The organism is Pseudomonas oryzihabitans (assembly GCF_014522265.1).
GTDB lineage: Bacteria > Pseudomonadota > Gammaproteobacteria > Pseudomonadales > Pseudomonadaceae > Chryseomonas > Chryseomonas aestiva.
In genome coordinates, this window is the sequence record NZ_CP017024.1 from 4,993,427 (window position 1) to 5,008,969 (window position 15,543).

The following is a 15,543-nucleotide window of genomic DNA, read 5'->3' on the forward strand; positions in this document are numbered from 1 at the left end:
GATCGTTAAACGGCTTCGCCGAGACGCTCGAGGCGGTAGGCGCCGGACAGTACCCGCTGCCACCACTCACGATTGTTCAGGTACCAGGTTACGGTCTTGCGCATGCCGGTCTCGAAGGTCTCTGCCGGCGTCCAGCCCAGCTCGCGGCCGATCTTGCTGGCGTCGATCGCGTATCTCATGTCGTGACCCGGGCGATCCTTGACGAAGGTGATCAGGTCGCGATAGCGCTCGACACCCTCGGGCTTCTGCGGAGCCAGTTCTTCGAGCAGGTCACAGATGGTCTCGACGACCTGCAGGTTGCGCTTCTCGTTGTGGCCACCGATGTTGTAGGTCTCGCCGACCTCGCCCTGGGTCACCACGGTATAGAGGGCGCGGGCATGATCTTCGACGAACAGCCAGTCACGCACCTGGGAGCCGTCGCCATAGATCGGCAGCGGCTTGCCATGGATGGCATTGAGAATGACGTGGGGGATCAGCTTCTCGGGGAAGTGATAGGGGCCATAGTTGTTCGAGCAGTTGGTCACCAGTACCGGCAGCCCGTAGGTCCGACCCCAGGCACGTACCAGATGGTCGCTGCCGGCCTTGCTAGCCGAATAGGGCGAGCTCGGGGAATAGGGCGTGATCTCGGTGAAGAGGTCGTCGGTACCGTGCAGGTCGCCGTAGACCTCGTCGGTGGAGATGTGGTGGAAACGGAAGGCTGCCTTGGCCTCCGGCGCCAGGTCGTTCCAGTACGCACGGGTCACCTCGAGAATGACGCCGGTGCCGACCACATTGGTCTGGATGAAGGCGGCAGGGCCCTCGATGGAGCGGTCCACGTGGGACTCGGCAGCCAGGTGCATGACCACGTCGGGCTGGAAGGACGCGAAGACCTGCTGCAGGGCGGCGAAGTCGCAGATGTCCACCTGGTGGAATTCATAGCGGTCGGAGTCGGCGACTTCGGCCAGGGAATCCACGTTACCGGCGTACGTCAGCTTGTCGACGTTGGCAACCTTGCATTGGGTCTCGTTGATAAGAAAACGTACCACGGCGGAACCAATGAAACCCGCGCCACCTGTTACCAGTACCTTCATCCTGAATCCTGCCTATATCGATTTGTACATCATCGCGCCCGGCGCTGCGGACGAGACATCGGAGGACGGCGCAGCCATCCCTGGCTTGGGTCACAGCCACGGCTATGTACCCAAAGACCTGAGTTAAACAGTGGCAGGAAAAGAAAGTTCAGCCTAGCGCTGGGCGGCTGCCGCTTCTGTGCTCGGCTTCAAATCCAGGCTGAAAGAAAGCGTGGACGGGATCACTCGATGGATCTCTTGCCGTGCAGCCAGTCGACGATGTCGCCCTCTGGCGAATAGCCGGCGACGGTGTCGCGCAACAGTTGCCGGACGCGGAGATAATCACCGGCATCGATCGCGCGACTCAGCTCGACGAGGGCTGCCCGGAAGGCATCCCAGGCCAGGAAGTCTTCGCTGGCACGCATGATCTTCGGATGGGAAGTCGGACTCACGTCGTCACCGATGAGCAACTCTTCATAGAGTTTTTCACCGGGTCGCAGCCCGGTGAACTCGATGGCGACATCGCCATGGGGATTGGCCGGCGAGCGGACGCTCAGGCCCGATAGCTTGATCATCTGCTCGGCCAGTTCGACGATGCGTACCGGCTCGCCCATGTCGAGCACGAAGACGTCTCCGCCCTCGCCCATGGCGCCCGCCTGGATGACCAGTTGGGCGGCCTCGGTGATGGTCATGAAGAAACGCGTGATCTTGGGATGGGTGACGGTGACCGGCCCACCCTTGCGGATCTGGGTCCTGAACAACGGGATGACCGAACCGGACGAGCCCAGCACGTTGCCGAATCTCACCATGGTGAAGCGGGTGCGATTGACCTGATGGATACCATCCGTTTGCCCGTGCAGCACGGGCGCCGCCTCGCGACTCAGGGCCTGCAGGATCATCTCGGCCAGGCGTTTGGTACTGCCCATGATGTTGGTGGGCCGTACCGCCTTGTCGGTGGAGATCAGCACGAAACTGGTCACGCCAGCCTGGATGGCCGCCTGGGCGGCATTGAGGGTGCCCAAAACGTTGTTGCCGAAACCCTCGGCAATGTTGTGCTCGACCATGGGCACGTGCTTGTAGGCTGCCGCATGGTAGAGGGTGGCCACCTTCCAGTGCCGCATCACCTGCAGGAGCAACGGCGCGTTGCGAATGGAGCCCAGCACCGGCACCAGGGTGACCGGCAGCGCTTCGCGCTGGATATAGGTCTCCAGCTCACGGTGGATGCTGTAGAGGTTGAATTCGGCGTGGTCGAGCAGGATCAGGGTGCGCGGTTTCTGGCCAATGATCTGCCGGCACAGCTCGGCGCCGATGGATCCCCCTGCCCCGGTCACCATCACCACCTGGGCGGTGATGCAACGGGCGAACAGCTCGGGCCGGGGCGTCACCGGATCCCGTCCCAGCAGATCGGCGATATCGACCTCCTGGAGGTCGTCCACCTGTACCTTGCCGCAGGCCAGGTCGCTGATCCGCGGCACGGTTCTGACGTGCAGCGGATAGGGTTCCAGCAGACCGAGAACCTCACGTCGCCGTGCGCGAGTAGCGGACGGGATCGCCAGAAGGATCTCCTCGGCGCCCGTTTCATCGATCATCTGCTGGATGTGTTTGGGGGTGTAGACCTTGAGACCGGCAATGATGCGATTGGCGATGCTCTTGTCATCGTCGATGAAGGCCACCGGACGCATGGCCCGGCCCATGCGCAGCGCCGCGACCAGCTGATTGCCCGCCGAGCCGGCGCCGTAGATGGCGACCCGTGGCAGTTCGTCCGGCTGCTTGATGAAGGGCACGGTAATGGCGCGATACCAGTCGCCCAGGAAATACTGGCGCAGCGCGAGACGCAGGCCGCCGATCAGGATCAGGCTGACGATCCAGTAGTTGAAGATCATCGAACGCGGGACGATCTCCGGCAGGTCGCGATACCAGTAGATGACTACCGACAGCAGCAGCGTCGACAGCGTCACCGCCTTGGCGATGGCGATCAGGGCGTCGTTGCCCAGGTAGCGCATGACCGCGCGGTACATGCCGAAGCGGATGAACAGGGGAATGGCGATGGCCGGCGCAGTGATGAACAGCCAGGCATGCCCACTGAAGGGCTCGATCATCTGCACGGAACCCAGGCGCAGATAGAAGGCCAACCATAACGAGAGCCAGATCAGCAACAGATCGACCGCGACCTGGATGACTCTCTTGGTACGCCGGTTCAGCTTGACCAGATGGTCACGCAACATGTCAGTGTCCCTAATCCCTGAATCCGGTGGACTGCGCAGCCATGGCTACCTCATCGGTCCCAGCATGGTATCGAAGGGCCAGGCAAAGCAAAGGCCCATAGGCAAGCAAGAGCCCCAGTATGGCACTTAAAAGCCCCAGCCCCACCAGCAAAGCGATAGGCAGCAACCAGAACAGGTTGATGGCGAGTACCGTCAGGGTCACCGGGCGATGGGCGCCATGCTGACGGGAGGCCCACTGATAGGCGTGGGTGCGATGAGCCTCGTAGGGCTTCTTGCCCCGGCTCAGCCGCCGCAACAGGGTCCAGGTCGCATCGACCACGAAGACGCCGAGCAGGATCAGCCAGGCCCAGAACAGCGACAGCTCCACCAGTGCCGCCTGCAACGACAGCATGCCGAGAATCAGACCGAGAAAGCCACTGCCGACATCACCCATGAAAATGCGCGCTGGCGGAAAATTCCAGCATAGGAAGCCACCCACGGCCGCCGCCAGGAGCAAGGGTGCGCCCAGCAAGGCGCCATGCTCGGTCACGGCATAGATCAGCGCCATGCCCAGACAGACGACGAGCGCCTCGACGCCGGCGATCCCATCGATGCCATCCATGAAATTGTAGAGATTCAGCAGCCAGACCAGATAGAGCACGCCAAGGGTCATCACCAGCCAGCCGGGCAGCCCCAGAACAGCGGACAGCTGCGCAGGAAGTGCGCCATAGCCGCCCAGCCACAGCAGGGCAGCGAGCGCCGCCAGGAAGTGACCCAGCAGACGCCAGCCGGCGCCCACGTGCCGATGATCGTCGACGAAGCCGAGCACTGCCACCAGCAGCCCCGCGCCTATCAGGACGCCGCAGGAAGCCGGATCAAGCTGCCCCAGCAGCTCCAGCACCACACAGCCGAGCACGAACACCACGACGATCGCCAGGCCGCCGCCTCGAGGCGTCGCCACCTGGTGCGAACTGCGCGCGTTGGGTTCGTCGAGCAGGCCTCCGGACAGGGCATAGCGGCGCAGCGCCGCCGTGCCGAGCCAGCTGCAGCCGCCAGCCAGGAGCAACAGGAGCAACATCATTTCCGACCCTCCGCACCGGCCCGTTGCGCGCCCAGCGCACGCAAGGCGGCGCGTGCCGACAGCGGGGGCTGCCAGCCCAGCAAGGTCTTGGTGGGCTGGATGTCGACCTGCAGCGACCCACAGAGACGTTGCGCCACCTCGCCCCGCCCCAGCAATCTGGCGCCCCATTCGAGCCAGGCGGACGGAACGGCGATCAGCCGGGGTTTCTGACCCAGGCCTTCGGCCAGCGATTCGAGCAGCTCGGCGGTGGAGAGATCTTCATCGTCGCTGACCAGCAGGATGGCCCCGGCCGCCTTGGGCGCCGCGATGCACAGGATCAACAGATCGAGCAGATTCTCCAGGGCAAGCAGACTGCGCCTGTTGTGCCGAACGCCCCCCAGTGGCAGCGGTACGCCCCGCGCCAGGGTGTCCAGCAGACGGGCCACATTGGCCTTTACCCCAGGCCCGTAGATCAGTGGTGGACGCACGATGACCACTTCCAGCCCGGTCTCGGCCATCAGCGCCAGCAGCTGCTGTTCGGCAGCGGCCTTGGAACGCGCGTAGGCATCGGTGGGTGCGGGCAGATCGTCAGCGCGAAAGGGCTTGCCGGGAAGGGTCCAGTCACCATTGACCTTGATGCTGCTGACAAAGATGAAGCGACGGACGCCAGCAGCCTGGGCGTCCCGTGCCAGCTTGAGGGTTGCCGCCCGATTCACCTCATCGTAGCGAGCCTCGCTGACCACGCCTGGCTGCTCGCCTAGCTGATGGACCCGGGCGGCGAGATGAATGACGGCATCCACCCCTGCCAGGGGCGCGGACCAGTCGGTATCGGCGGACAACTCACGGATCACCGGAATCACCTCGCTCGCGATCGAGGCAGCTGCCGGCTGGCGCTGCGCGGCGACCACCGGATACCCCTTGGCCTGTAGCTGCCGAACCAGGGCTGCGCCGACGAAGCCCCCCGCCCCAGTCACCAGAATCTTGAGTTCCATCAATGCGTTGCGCCGTGCCAGTCAGCCAGGAAAGGGCGCTTATGGTATGACATTGCCCCGCAAGGGCCTAGCCACGCAGAACGCAGGCATAAAAAAGCCCGCCGAACCTGAGCTCGGCGGGCCGAAAAACTTGAGAACCTTAGAAGGTCTTGGCGGAAGCCTGGACTTCGACGGCCTGGAAGCGAGCGGTCGGCTGGCCAACGTAGTGGCGCGAGAAGCTCTCGACGCGCTGAGCGGGCTGCAGAAACAGGGCAACCATCCAGCTACCGGCCAGAGCGGCTACAGCGAGGAAGGGATGACCGAGGTGCATGCTGGTGAAGCAGGCGGCGATACCGATCCAGATGAAAAGATAGTGGCGCATGACAACTTCCTCACTCGGCGTGGACTACGAGGTCACCCAAGACCTTATGTGAAGGAAGTCTCATACAAAAATCGGAACCCGTCTACAAAAATATCAAAACGGCTTGACTTTTTTTGTAAACGTCAAAATACCGATACCAGCCTTATGAATAACGCTTTTTTGACGGCTCAGAGCTAGCCAAAAAAACAAGGAAAATCAAACTCTTGTCGGGCAGACAGAGAAAAGACCGGCAGTGGGCGACGGCTTTATGGCTCCAGCTCGTTGACCCTGTCCCGCAGCTCCTTACCTGGCTTGAAGTGCGGAACGAACTTGCCGTCCAGCAGTACCGACTCGCCGGTCTTGGGATTGCGCCCCGTACGGGGTTCGCGATAGTGCAGCGAAAAGCTGCCGAAGCCGCGGATCTCGATACGGTCTCCAGTGGAAAGTGCCTGGGCCATCTGCTCCAGCATGGTCTTGATCGCCAGTTCGACATCCCTGGACGACAACTGCCCCTGATAGGAAACGATGCGCTCGATCAACTCCGACTTGGTCATGGATTTTTTCCTTCGTTATCAAGCGGCTAGATCACCTCCAAGGACTTTTAGCACGCCGACGGATTTTTGAAAAGTCAAGCGGACGACTTTGGTCCCGGCAACTTTTTACGGGTCATGACCACCCTGCCCAATTTTCGCCAGCCAAAAAAAAGCGACCCCGAAGGGTCGCCTTTTATTCAAGCTCGAACTTAGTTCTGGCTTTCCATCTGCGCCTTGATCAGGTCGCCGATGGTGGTGGGGCCAGCAGCAGGCTCTTGCTTGCTACGCAGGGAGCTCATGGCCTCCTTCTCGTCGTCAACGTCCTTGGACTTGACGGAGAGGCTGATCACGCGGCTCTTGCGATCGATGCTGATGATCTTGGCTTCGACTTCGTCGCCTTCCTTCAGCACGTTACGGGCGTCTTCGACGCGGTCACGGCTGATTTCGGACGCCTTCAGGACGCCTTCGATCTCGTTGGCCAGGGTGATGACAGCGCCCTTGGCATCGACTTCCTTGACGGTACCGCGCACGATAGTGCCTTTCTCGTTCAGGGAGGCGTAGTTGGAGAACGGATCGTCTTCCAGCTGCTTGATACCCAGGGAGATGCGCTCGCGCTCCGGGTCAACGGACAGGATCACGGTGTCCAGCTCGTCACCCTTCTTGAAGCGACGCACGGCTTCTTCGCCGGTTTCGTTCCAGGAGATGTCGGACAGGTGTACCAGGCCGTCGATGCCGCCTTCCAGACCAATGAAGATACCGAAATCGGTGATCGACTTGATGGTGCCGGAGATGCGGTCGCCCTTGTTGAACTGACCCGAGAACTCTTCCCACGGGTTGGCGCGGCACTGCTTGATGCCCAGGGAGATACGACGACGCTCTTCGTCGATATCCAGGACCATGACTTCCACTTCGTCGCCGACCTGAACGACCTTGGACGGGTGGATGTTCTTGTTGGTCCAGTCCATTTCGGACACGTGCACCAGGCCTTCCACGCCCTCTTCCAGCTCGGCGAAGCAGCCGTAGTCGGTGAGGTTGGTGACGCGCGCCTGAACGCGGGTGCCTTCCGGGTAGCGGGCCTTGATGGCGACCCACGGATCTTCGCCCAGCTGCTTCAGACCCAGGGAGACGCGGTTGCGCTCGCGGTCGAATTTCAGCACCTTGACGTCGATCTCGTCACCGACGTTGACGATTTCCGACGGATGCTTGATGCGCTTCCAGGCCATGTCGGTGATGTGCAGCAAGCCGTCTACGCCGCCCAGGTCGACGAACGCACCGTAGTCGGTGAGGTTCTTGACGATACCCTTGACTTGCTGGCCTTCCTGCAGGGATTCCAGCAGAGCTTCACGCTCGGCGCTGTTCTCGGCTTCCAGGACGCTACGACGGGAAACGACAACGTTGTTGCGCTTCTGGTCCAGCTTGATGACCTTGAACTCGAGTTCCTTGCCTTCCAGATGGGTGGTGTCACGCACCGGACGGACATCGACCAGGGAGCCCGGCAGGAACGCGCGGATGCCGCTGACGTCGACGGTGAAACCGCCCTTGACCTTGCCGTTGATGACACCCTTGACCACTTCGTCGGCGCTGAACGCGGCTTCCAGGACCAGCCAGGACTCGGCGCGCTTGGCCTTTTCGCGAGACACTTTGGTTTCGCCGAAACCGTCTTCGACGGCATCCAGGGCTACGTGGACTTCGTCACCCACGTTGATGGTCAGCTCGCCTTGTTCGTTGTAGAACTGCTCGAGCGGAACCAGGCCTTCGGATTTCAGGCCGGTATCGACCACAACCCAGTCGCCATCGATCGACACCACGGTGCCGACGATGATGGCGCCCGGCTGCATGTCGAGGGATTTCAGACTTTCTTCAAAGAGTTCTGCGAAGCTTTCGCTCATGTTCATACCTGTTGTATGGATACCCGATGTATCCGGCTACCGCATGACCAGCCCATGCGGGGTGAGTGGTTACCATCCGGCTGCCGGGATGCGACTGGTTCCCGGTAGCTTTCACCGACGACTCGGATGAGTCTCGGCCTTCATCCCGCCAGGTCGCGCTCGGCGGCCAGGGTCAGGATGCGTTCCAATACCTGTTGTATGGAGAGATGCGTGGAATCCAGCTCGACGGCATCGTCGGCCGGCTTGAGCGGAGCAACGCTACGCTGACTATCGCGGGCGTCCCGCTCACGGATCTCTTCCAGGAGGGCAGGCAAGCTAACATTTTCGCCCTTCTGCTTCAACTGAAGATAACGCCGCTGTGCTCTTTCCTCGGCACCGGCGGTCAGAAAGATCTTCAGCTCGGCGTCCGGAAACACCACGGTGCCCATGTCACGGCCATCGGCGACCAGACCGGGCGCCTCGCGGAACGCCTGCTGGCGCTGCAGCAGGGCATCGCGCACGGCGGGCAGGGTAGCGACCTGGGAGGCGCCGGCGCCGACTTCCTCGGTCCGGATGACGTCGGTGACGTCCTCCCCTTCGAGGATGATGCGCTGGCCGTGCTCATGCCCGGCAAGAAACTGGACGTCCAGGTGGGCCGCCAGCAACTTGAGCGACTCTTCGTTGGTGTAGTCCACGCCATGGTTGCGGGCGGCGAAGGCCAGCAGGCGGTAGAGCGCGCCGGAATCCAGCAGATTCCAGCCCAGCTGACGGGCGACCAGCGCCGCGAGGGTGCCCTTCCCCGAACCGCCAGGGCCATCGAGGGTGATGACGGGTGCGGTACTGCTCATGAGTGCCCCTCCGTAAGAGATTGATGGACGGCGACCTGAGCGCCGGCCTGGGTACGACTGGCGAGGATGCGCCCGAAATATTCGCGCGCGCCGCGGGCATGGGTCAGCACCTCCATGAGGAACTGACCATCGCCGGCCTGGATGGCGCCGCGCAGCTCGTCGAGATCGGCGCGATAGGTGTCCAGGGCCTGCAGCACGGCTTCACGATTGGCGATGAAGATGTCGTGCCACATGGTCGGATCGCTGCCGGCGATGCGGGTGAAGTCGCGGAAACCGCCAGCAGCGTAATGGAAGATCTCGCGGTTCTCGCTGCGCTTGGCCAGGGAATCCACCAGATTGAAGGCCAGCAGGTGCGGCAGGTGGCTGGTGGCAGCGAGGACCTGGTCATGATGCTCAACGGTCATGTGTTCGACATCGGCCCCTATGGCGCGCCAGAGCCGGTCGACCTTGTCCAGATCGGACGGCAGGGTCTCTTCCAGTGGCGTGAGGATGACCTTGTGCCGATTGAACAGCGCCGCGTTGGCTGCCGTGACGCCGCTGCGCTCGGAGCCGGCGATGGGATGACCCGGCACGAAGCGCAGCGACTGGCCGGCGAAGGCCTGGCGAGCGGCGCGCACCACGTTGCCCTTGGCGCTGCCGACGTCGGTGAGGATGGCACCCTGCAGCGGCAAGGCCGCGAGATCGGCCAGCACCCGCTCCATGGCCAGGATGGGCACGGCGAGCTGGATGACGTCGGCACCCGGGCAGGCATCGTCCAGCTCGGCGACGCAGCGGTCGACCACACCCAGTTCGACCGCCAGCCGGCGGGTCTCGGGATCGCGATCGACCCCGACCACCTCACGACAGAGACCACTGGCGCGAGCGCCCTTGGCGAAGGAGCCGCCGATCAGGCCCAGGCCGACAACGACGAGACGGTCGATCAGAAGGGTGGCCACTTCAGCCACGACCCAGGACCTTGCTCAGCGCCGTCAGGAAACGGGCATTTTCCGCTTCGGTGCCGATGGAGACGCGCAGGAAGGTCGGCATGCCATAGCCGGCGACGGGCCGCACGATGACGCCCTCCTGCAGCAGCCCCTGGTTGATCGGCGCGGCGTCGCGCCCCAGGTCCACGGCGATGAAATTGCCACGGGAAGGAATCCACGCCAGGCCGAGGTCGCGGAAACCGGCTTCCAGCTGGGCCATGCCCGCATCGTTGAGGGCCCGACTGCGGGCCAGGTAGTCGCTGTCGGCCAGGGCCGCACAGGCCGCGGCCTGGGCCAGGCTATTGACGTTGAACGGCTGGCGCACCCGATTGAGGACGTCGGCCACGATCGGCGAGGAGAAGGCATAGCCGACGCGCAGGGCGGCCAGGCCATAGGCCTTGGAGAAGGTACGCGAGACGACGAGGTTGGGGTACTGGGCAAGGAATGCCAGGCCGTCCGGCAGCTCGTCGCCCTCGGCGTATTCGATATAGGCCTCGTCCAGTACCACCAGGACGTGCTCGGGTACGCGGGCGAGGAAGAGTGCCAGGGCCTCGCTGTCGAACCAGGTGCCGGTAGGGTTGTTGGGATTGGCGATGAAGACCACCCGGGTGTCGGCATCGATGGCGGCGAGCATGGCGTCGAGGTCATGCCCGTAGTCCTTGGCCGGGACGCTGCGGCCTTCGGCGCCGATGGCCAGGGTCACCAGCGGATAGACGGCGAAGGCATGCTCGCTGAACACGGCGTTGTAGCCGGGCGCCAGATAGGCCCGGGCGACCAGTTCGAGGATGTCGTTGGAGCCGTTGCCCAGGGTGATGCCAGGGGCGGCCACACCGAATCTCTGGCTGAGGGCCTGCTTGAGGTCGAAGCCGCCGCCATCCGGATAGCGGGTCAGCTCGGCCAGTTCGGCACGAATGGCTTCGAGGGCCTTGGCGCTGGGGCCGAGCGGGTTCTCGTTGCTGGCGAGCTTGACGATGCTGGCCGGCGCCATGCCCAGTTCACGGGCCAGTTCATCGACGGGCTTGCCAGGCACGTAGGGCGAGAGTTTCTGTACGCCGGGAAGGGCTTGTGCCAGGAAATCGCAGCTCATGGAGACCTCTTCAACTTGCAATGACGACGGTCGGGCCGCCGAAAATGGGCGCCATCTTAAAGCCAAGGCGGGTCGCGGACCAATCGAAGTTGCGCCTGCGCGACGGAAAGCCCCTAGCTGATGGCGCTGTAACGCCCGGGCCGATGGTTGATCGCCAGGGTCAGATTGAGGATCACGGCGCCCAGGATCGAGACGAGGATGGCACCGGGTTCGACGACCCACAGCGCCAGCAGGACGATCAGGCAATCGATGCCCATCTGCACCTTGCCCGCTCGCCAGCCATAGCGCTGCTGCAGATAGAGCACGGCAATGTTGATGCCGCCGAGGCTGGCCTGGTGACGGAAGAGGATCAGCAGCCCCACGCCCATCAGGACGCCGCCCATCACCGCGGCATAGAGGGGCTGCAGTGCACTGAAGGCGACAAAGCCCGGGGTCAACTCGGTCAGCAGCGACACCAGGGTCACGGCCGCCAGGGTCCGCAGGGTAAAGGCCCAGCCCATGCGCCGCACGGCCAGCCAGTAGAACGGCAGGTTGATGAGAAAGAACGCCTGACCGAAGGAGAGGCGCGTGCCGTACTGGGCGAGAAAGGCCAGGCCCGCGGTACCGCCGGTGAGCAGGCCGGCCTGGCGATAGAGATTGACCGCCAGGGCGATCATCAGGGTCGCGCTGAGCAAGGCCAGCACATCTTCGAGCAGATTGTGCCGTTGGGGAGTCACGGAGGTCATGGGGCCATCCTGGCGCAAGGGGGAAGCCGACCCCGACTCCGGAATCGGCCGGGAGGTTGTCAGCCGAGTTCGGCCAGCAGCTTCTCCCACTCCTTGGTTTCCTTCTTGGAAGGCGCACCCAGCAGCTCGACCGCCTGGCGCAGGCGGAAGCGGGTGAGGTCCGGACCGAGGATCTCCATGGCATCCAGCACCGAGACCGAACTGGCCTGACCGGTGATGGCGGCGAACAGCAGCGGCATGACGTCGCGCAACTTCAGCTGCTGGTGCTCGGCGACCGCCTGGATCACCGCAGTAATGCGTTCCTTGTCCCACTGGCGCAGGCCTTCGAGCTTCCACAGCAGCAGTTGCATGACCAGGCGGACCTGGTCGGTGGACAGCTTCTTGTGCTGGAACAGCGCCGGATCCAGATTCAGGGCGCCACTGAAGAAGAAGCCGGCCAGTGGGGCGATCTGGCTGAAGGTTTCGACCCGCTGTTGCACCAGCGGGGCGATCTTGAGCAGGTACTCGGGATTGAGCGCCCACTGCTGCACCTCGGCGGCGAAGCGCTCGGGGCTCAGCTCGCGCAGCCACTGGCCGTTGAGCCAGGAGAGCTTCTCGACGTCGAAGATCGGACCGCCCAGGGAGACGCGCTGGAGGTCGAAATGCTCGACCATCTCGTCCAGGGTGAATTTCTCGCGCTCGTCGGGCATGGACCAGCCCATGCGGCCGAGGTAGTTGAGCATGGCCTCGGGCAGATAGCCCATGCGCTGGTAGAAGGTCACCGAGGTGGGATTCTTGCGCTTGGAGAGCTTGCTCTTGTCGGGATTGCGCAGCAGCGGCATGTAGCAGAGCTGCGGCTGCTCCCAGCCGAAGTATTCGTAGAGCTTGATCAGCTTGGGCGCCGAGGGCAGCCACTCTTCACCGCGCAGGACGTGGGTGATACCCATCAGGTGGTCATCGACCACGTTGGCGAGGAAGTAGGTGGGCAGGCCGTCGGCCTTCATCAGCACCTGCATGTCCATGCGATCCCAGGGGATCTCGACCTCGCCACGCAGCAGGTCGGGGACGACGCAGACGCCCTCCTCCGGGACCTTCATGCGGATCACATAGGGCTGGCCGGCGTCCAGGCGCTGCTGCACCTCATCCGGGGTCAGCCGCAGGCCGCGACCATCGTAGCGCGGGGTCTCGCCCCGTGCCTGCTGTTCGGCGCGCATCTGGTCGAGTTCTTCCGGGGTGGCGAAGCAGAGGAAGGCATGCCCTTTCTCCACCAGCTCCCGGGCGTACTTCCAGTAGATCTCGCCGCGTTCGCTCTGCCGATAGGGGCCATGGGGGCCGCCGACGTCGGGGCCTTCGTCCCATTCGATGCCCAGCCAGCGCAGGGCGTCGTAGATCTGCTGTTCGGATTCGCGGGTCGAGCGGACCTGGTCGGTATCCTCGATGCGCAGGATGAACTGACCGCCGTGCTGACGGGCGAAGCAGAGGTTGAACAGGGCGATATAGGCGGTACCGACATGCGGGTCGCCGGTGGGCGACGGCGCGATGCGCGTGCGAACGGTGGTCATCGGCTTTCTCGAAAAACGCGAAGGGACAAAGGCGGAATGGTAGCAGCGCCAGCCCTGGCGCTGCCAGTTGGCGGAAAGCCCGAGCCTGTTCATGTTCTCGTGAGCTAGAGCCAAGCAAGGCGAAAATAGCTGAGGAAGCGGAGTTTACGAAGGGTAAATGAGCATTCCGAAGCAATTTTTCAACGCGGCTTGGCCGACGCGCAGCAGAACAGGTACAGGCTCCTAGACCTGGACCAGGCGCTCGCGCAGTGCCTGGATCTCATCGCGCAGCTGGGCGGCGGATTCGAACTGCAGGTCGCGCGCCAGCTGCAACATCTTCTCTTCGAGCTGACGGATGCGCTTGCCGATCTCGCTCGGCGAGCGCAGTTCGGCGGCGTATTCGCCCTGGTCCTCGGCGGCCTTGGCCACTCGGCGCTTGCCCTTGGCACCCGGGGCCGCGGCGCCTTCCATGATGTCGCGGATGTCCTTCTTGATGCCCTGGGGCACGATGCCGTGTTCTTCGTTGAAGGCCAGCTGCCTGTTGCGCCGGCGTTCGGTCTCGTCGATGGCGCGCTGCATGGAGCCGGTCATGTTGTCGGCATAGAGGATGGCCTTGCCGTTGAGGTTGCGCGCCGCCCGGCCGATGGTCTGGATCAGCGAACGCTCGGAACGCAGGAAGCCTTCCTTGTCCGCGTCGAGCACCGCCACCAGGGAGACTTCCGGCATGTCCAGGCCTTCGCGCAGCAGGTTGATGCCTACCAGGACGTCGAAGGTACCCAGGCGCAGGTCGCGGATGATCTCCACTCGTTCCACGGTGTCGATGTCCGAGTGCAGGTAGCGCACCCGTACGTCGTGGTCGGCCAGGTAGTCGGTGAGGTCCTCGGCCATGCGCTTGGTCAGGGTGGTGCAGAGCACCCGCTCCTCCTGGGCCACCCGCAGGCGGATCTCGGAGAGCAGATCGTCCACCTGGGTGGTGGCCGGACGGATCTCGATGATGGGGTCGACCAGGCCGGTGGGGCGCACCACCTGCTCGACCACGCGGCCGGCGTGCTCTTCCTCATAGGGACCGGGGGTAGCCGAAACGAAGATGGTCTGGGGCGCACCGGCCTCCCACTCCTCGAATTTCAGGGGCCGGTTGTCCAGCGCCGAGGGCAGGCGGAAGCCGTATTCCACCAGGGTTTCCTTGCGCGAGCGGTCGCCCTTGAACATGGCGCCAATCTGCGGAACGGTGACGTGGGATTCGTCGATCACCAGCAGGGCATTGCTCGGCAGATAGTCATAGAGAGTGGGTGGCGGCTCGCCCGGACCCCGCCCGGACAGGTAGCGACTGTAGTTCTCGATACCGTTGCAATAGCCCAGTTCGAGGATCATTTCCAGGTCGAAGCGAGTGCGCTGCTCCAGCCGCTGGGCTTCGAGCAGGCGATTCTGGCTGCGCAGCCATTCCAGGCGTTCGGCGAGCTCCCGCTTGATGTTCTCGATGGCGCCCAGCAGGGTCTCGCGTGGCGTGGCGTAGTGGGTCTTAGGATAGAAGGTGAAGCGCGGCAGCTTGCGGATCACCTCGCCAGTCAACGGATCGAAGGCCGACAGGCTTTCCACCTCATCGTCGAACAGCTCGATGCGTACCGCTTCCAGGTCGGATTCCGCAGGGAAGATGTCGATGACGTCGCCGCGCACCCGAAAGGTCGCGCGGGCGAATTCCATGTCGTTGCGGCTGTACTGCAACTCGGCCAGGCGACGCAGGATGGTGCGCTGGTCGATGCGGTCGCCGCGATCCAGGTGCAGGACCATCTTCAGGTAGGCCTCGGGACTGCCCAGGCCGTAGATCGAGGACACCGAGGCGACGATGATGGCGTCCTTGCGCTCCAGCAGCGCCTTGGTGGCGGACAGACGCATCTGCTCGATATGGTCGTTGATGGACGAGTCCTTCTCGATGAAGGTGTCCGACGAGGGCACATAGGCTTCCGGCTGGTAGTAGTCGTAGTAGGAGACGAAGTACTCCACCGAGTTGTTCGGGAAGAAGGCCTTGAATTCACCATAGAGCTGGGCGGCCAGGGTCTTGTTCGGCGCCAGCACCATGGTCGGGCGCTGCACCTGAGCGATGACGTTGGCGATGCTGAAGGTCTTGCCCGAGCCGGTCACGCCGAGCAGGGTCTGGTGCGACAGGCCCGCCTCCAGGCCTTCCACCATCTGGCGAATGGCTTCGGGCTGGTCGCCGGCCGGGGTGTAGCGAGTGGAGAGCTGGAATGCGGACATGGCTGCCTCAAGAGCGCGGAAATGCACGGACACCACCGCGCCGACGCAAGGTCAGGGCGGTGTGGACGAGGAAAAAGCTGGAAGGCCCTAGATGAGGTCGCA

The 15,543-nt window shown here is 63.5% G+C and carries 12 protein-coding genes and 1 pseudogene; all 13 read right to left on the reverse strand.

Translation table 11 applies throughout. From position 1 onward, the window contains the following. Positions 1-5 precede the first annotated feature (5 nt). Complete coding sequence (gene rfbB / locus BGI51_RS23095; protein ID WP_187979890.1) at positions 6-1,070, reverse strand: dTDP-glucose 4,6-dehydratase; 1,065 nt, start codon at positions 1,068-1,070, stop codon at positions 6-8. A gap of 221 nt (positions 1,071-1,291) precedes the next feature. Continuing rightward, the gene (locus BGI51_RS23100) at positions 1,292-3,274 is read right to left on the reverse strand and encodes a polysaccharide biosynthesis protein (protein ID WP_187979891.1); all 1,983 of its coding nucleotides are present in this window, start codon (positions 3,272-3,274) and stop codon (positions 1,292-1,294) included. Between the two features lie 10 nt (positions 3,275-3,284). Then, on the reverse strand, positions 3,285-4,331 hold the full coding sequence (locus tag BGI51_RS23105) for an MraY family glycosyltransferase (protein WP_431312621.1): 1,047 nt from the start codon (positions 4,329-4,331) through the stop codon (positions 3,285-3,287). Next, the gene (locus BGI51_RS23110) at positions 4,331-5,305 is read right to left on the reverse strand and encodes an NAD-dependent epimerase/dehydratase family protein (RefSeq protein WP_187979893.1); all 975 of its coding nucleotides are present in this window, start codon (positions 5,303-5,305) and stop codon (positions 4,331-4,333) included. Before BGI51_RS23110 ends, BGI51_RS23105 begins: the two co-directional genes overlap by 1 nt. A 139-nt stretch (positions 5,306-5,444) precedes the next feature. After that, positions 5,445-5,666: a hypothetical protein gene (locus BGI51_RS23115; RefSeq protein WP_133862409.1), complete on the reverse strand. Its 222-nt coding sequence runs from the start codon at positions 5,664-5,666 to the stop codon at positions 5,445-5,447. A gap of 245 nt (positions 5,667-5,911) precedes the next feature. After that, positions 5,912-6,199 carry an integration host factor subunit beta gene (gene ihfB / locus BGI51_RS23120; protein WP_133862410.1) on the reverse strand — a complete coding sequence of 96 codons (288 nt, stop codon included), beginning with the start codon at positions 6,197-6,199 and terminating at the stop codon, positions 5,912-5,914. A 188-nt stretch (positions 6,200-6,387) separates the two neighbouring features. Further along, positions 6,388-8,067 (reverse strand): 30S ribosomal protein S1, encoded by a 1,680-nt coding sequence (gene rpsA, locus BGI51_RS23125; protein ID WP_007160397.1) that lies wholly within the window; start codon positions 8,065-8,067, stop codon positions 6,388-6,390. A gap of 140 nt (positions 8,068-8,207) precedes the next feature. After that, a complete protein-coding gene (cmk, locus tag BGI51_RS23130; protein WP_007160398.1) occupies positions 8,208-8,894 on the reverse strand; it encodes a (d)CMP kinase in 687 nt (228 codons plus the stop codon). A gap of 38 nt (positions 8,895-8,932) precedes the next feature. After that, positions 8,933-9,817 (reverse strand): annotated as a pseudogene (locus BGI51_RS23135) (prephenate dehydrogenase/arogenate dehydrogenase family protein); the annotation flags it as partial. Between the two features lie 13 nt (positions 9,818-9,830). Then, the gene (gene hisC / locus BGI51_RS23140; protein WP_187979894.1) at positions 9,831-10,943 is read right to left on the reverse strand and encodes a histidinol-phosphate transaminase; all 1,113 of its coding nucleotides are present in this window, start codon (positions 10,941-10,943) and stop codon (positions 9,831-9,833) included. Between the two features lie 113 nt (positions 10,944-11,056). After that, a complete protein-coding gene (locus BGI51_RS23145) occupies positions 11,057-11,668 on the reverse strand; it encodes a YitT family protein (RefSeq protein WP_187979895.1) in 612 nt (203 codons plus the stop codon). A gap of 59 nt (positions 11,669-11,727) precedes the next feature. After that, entirely contained in the window at positions 11,728-13,209 is a 1,482-nt protein-coding gene (gene gltX / locus BGI51_RS23150; protein ID WP_187979896.1) for a glutamate--tRNA ligase, read from the reverse strand. A 222-nt stretch (positions 13,210-13,431) separates the two neighbouring features. Then, positions 13,432-15,441 carry an excinuclease ABC subunit UvrB gene (gene uvrB / locus BGI51_RS23155; RefSeq protein ID WP_187979897.1) on the reverse strand — a complete coding sequence of 670 codons (2,010 nt, stop codon included), beginning with the start codon at positions 15,439-15,441 and terminating at the stop codon, positions 13,432-13,434. Positions 15,442-15,543: the final 102 nt, after the last annotated feature.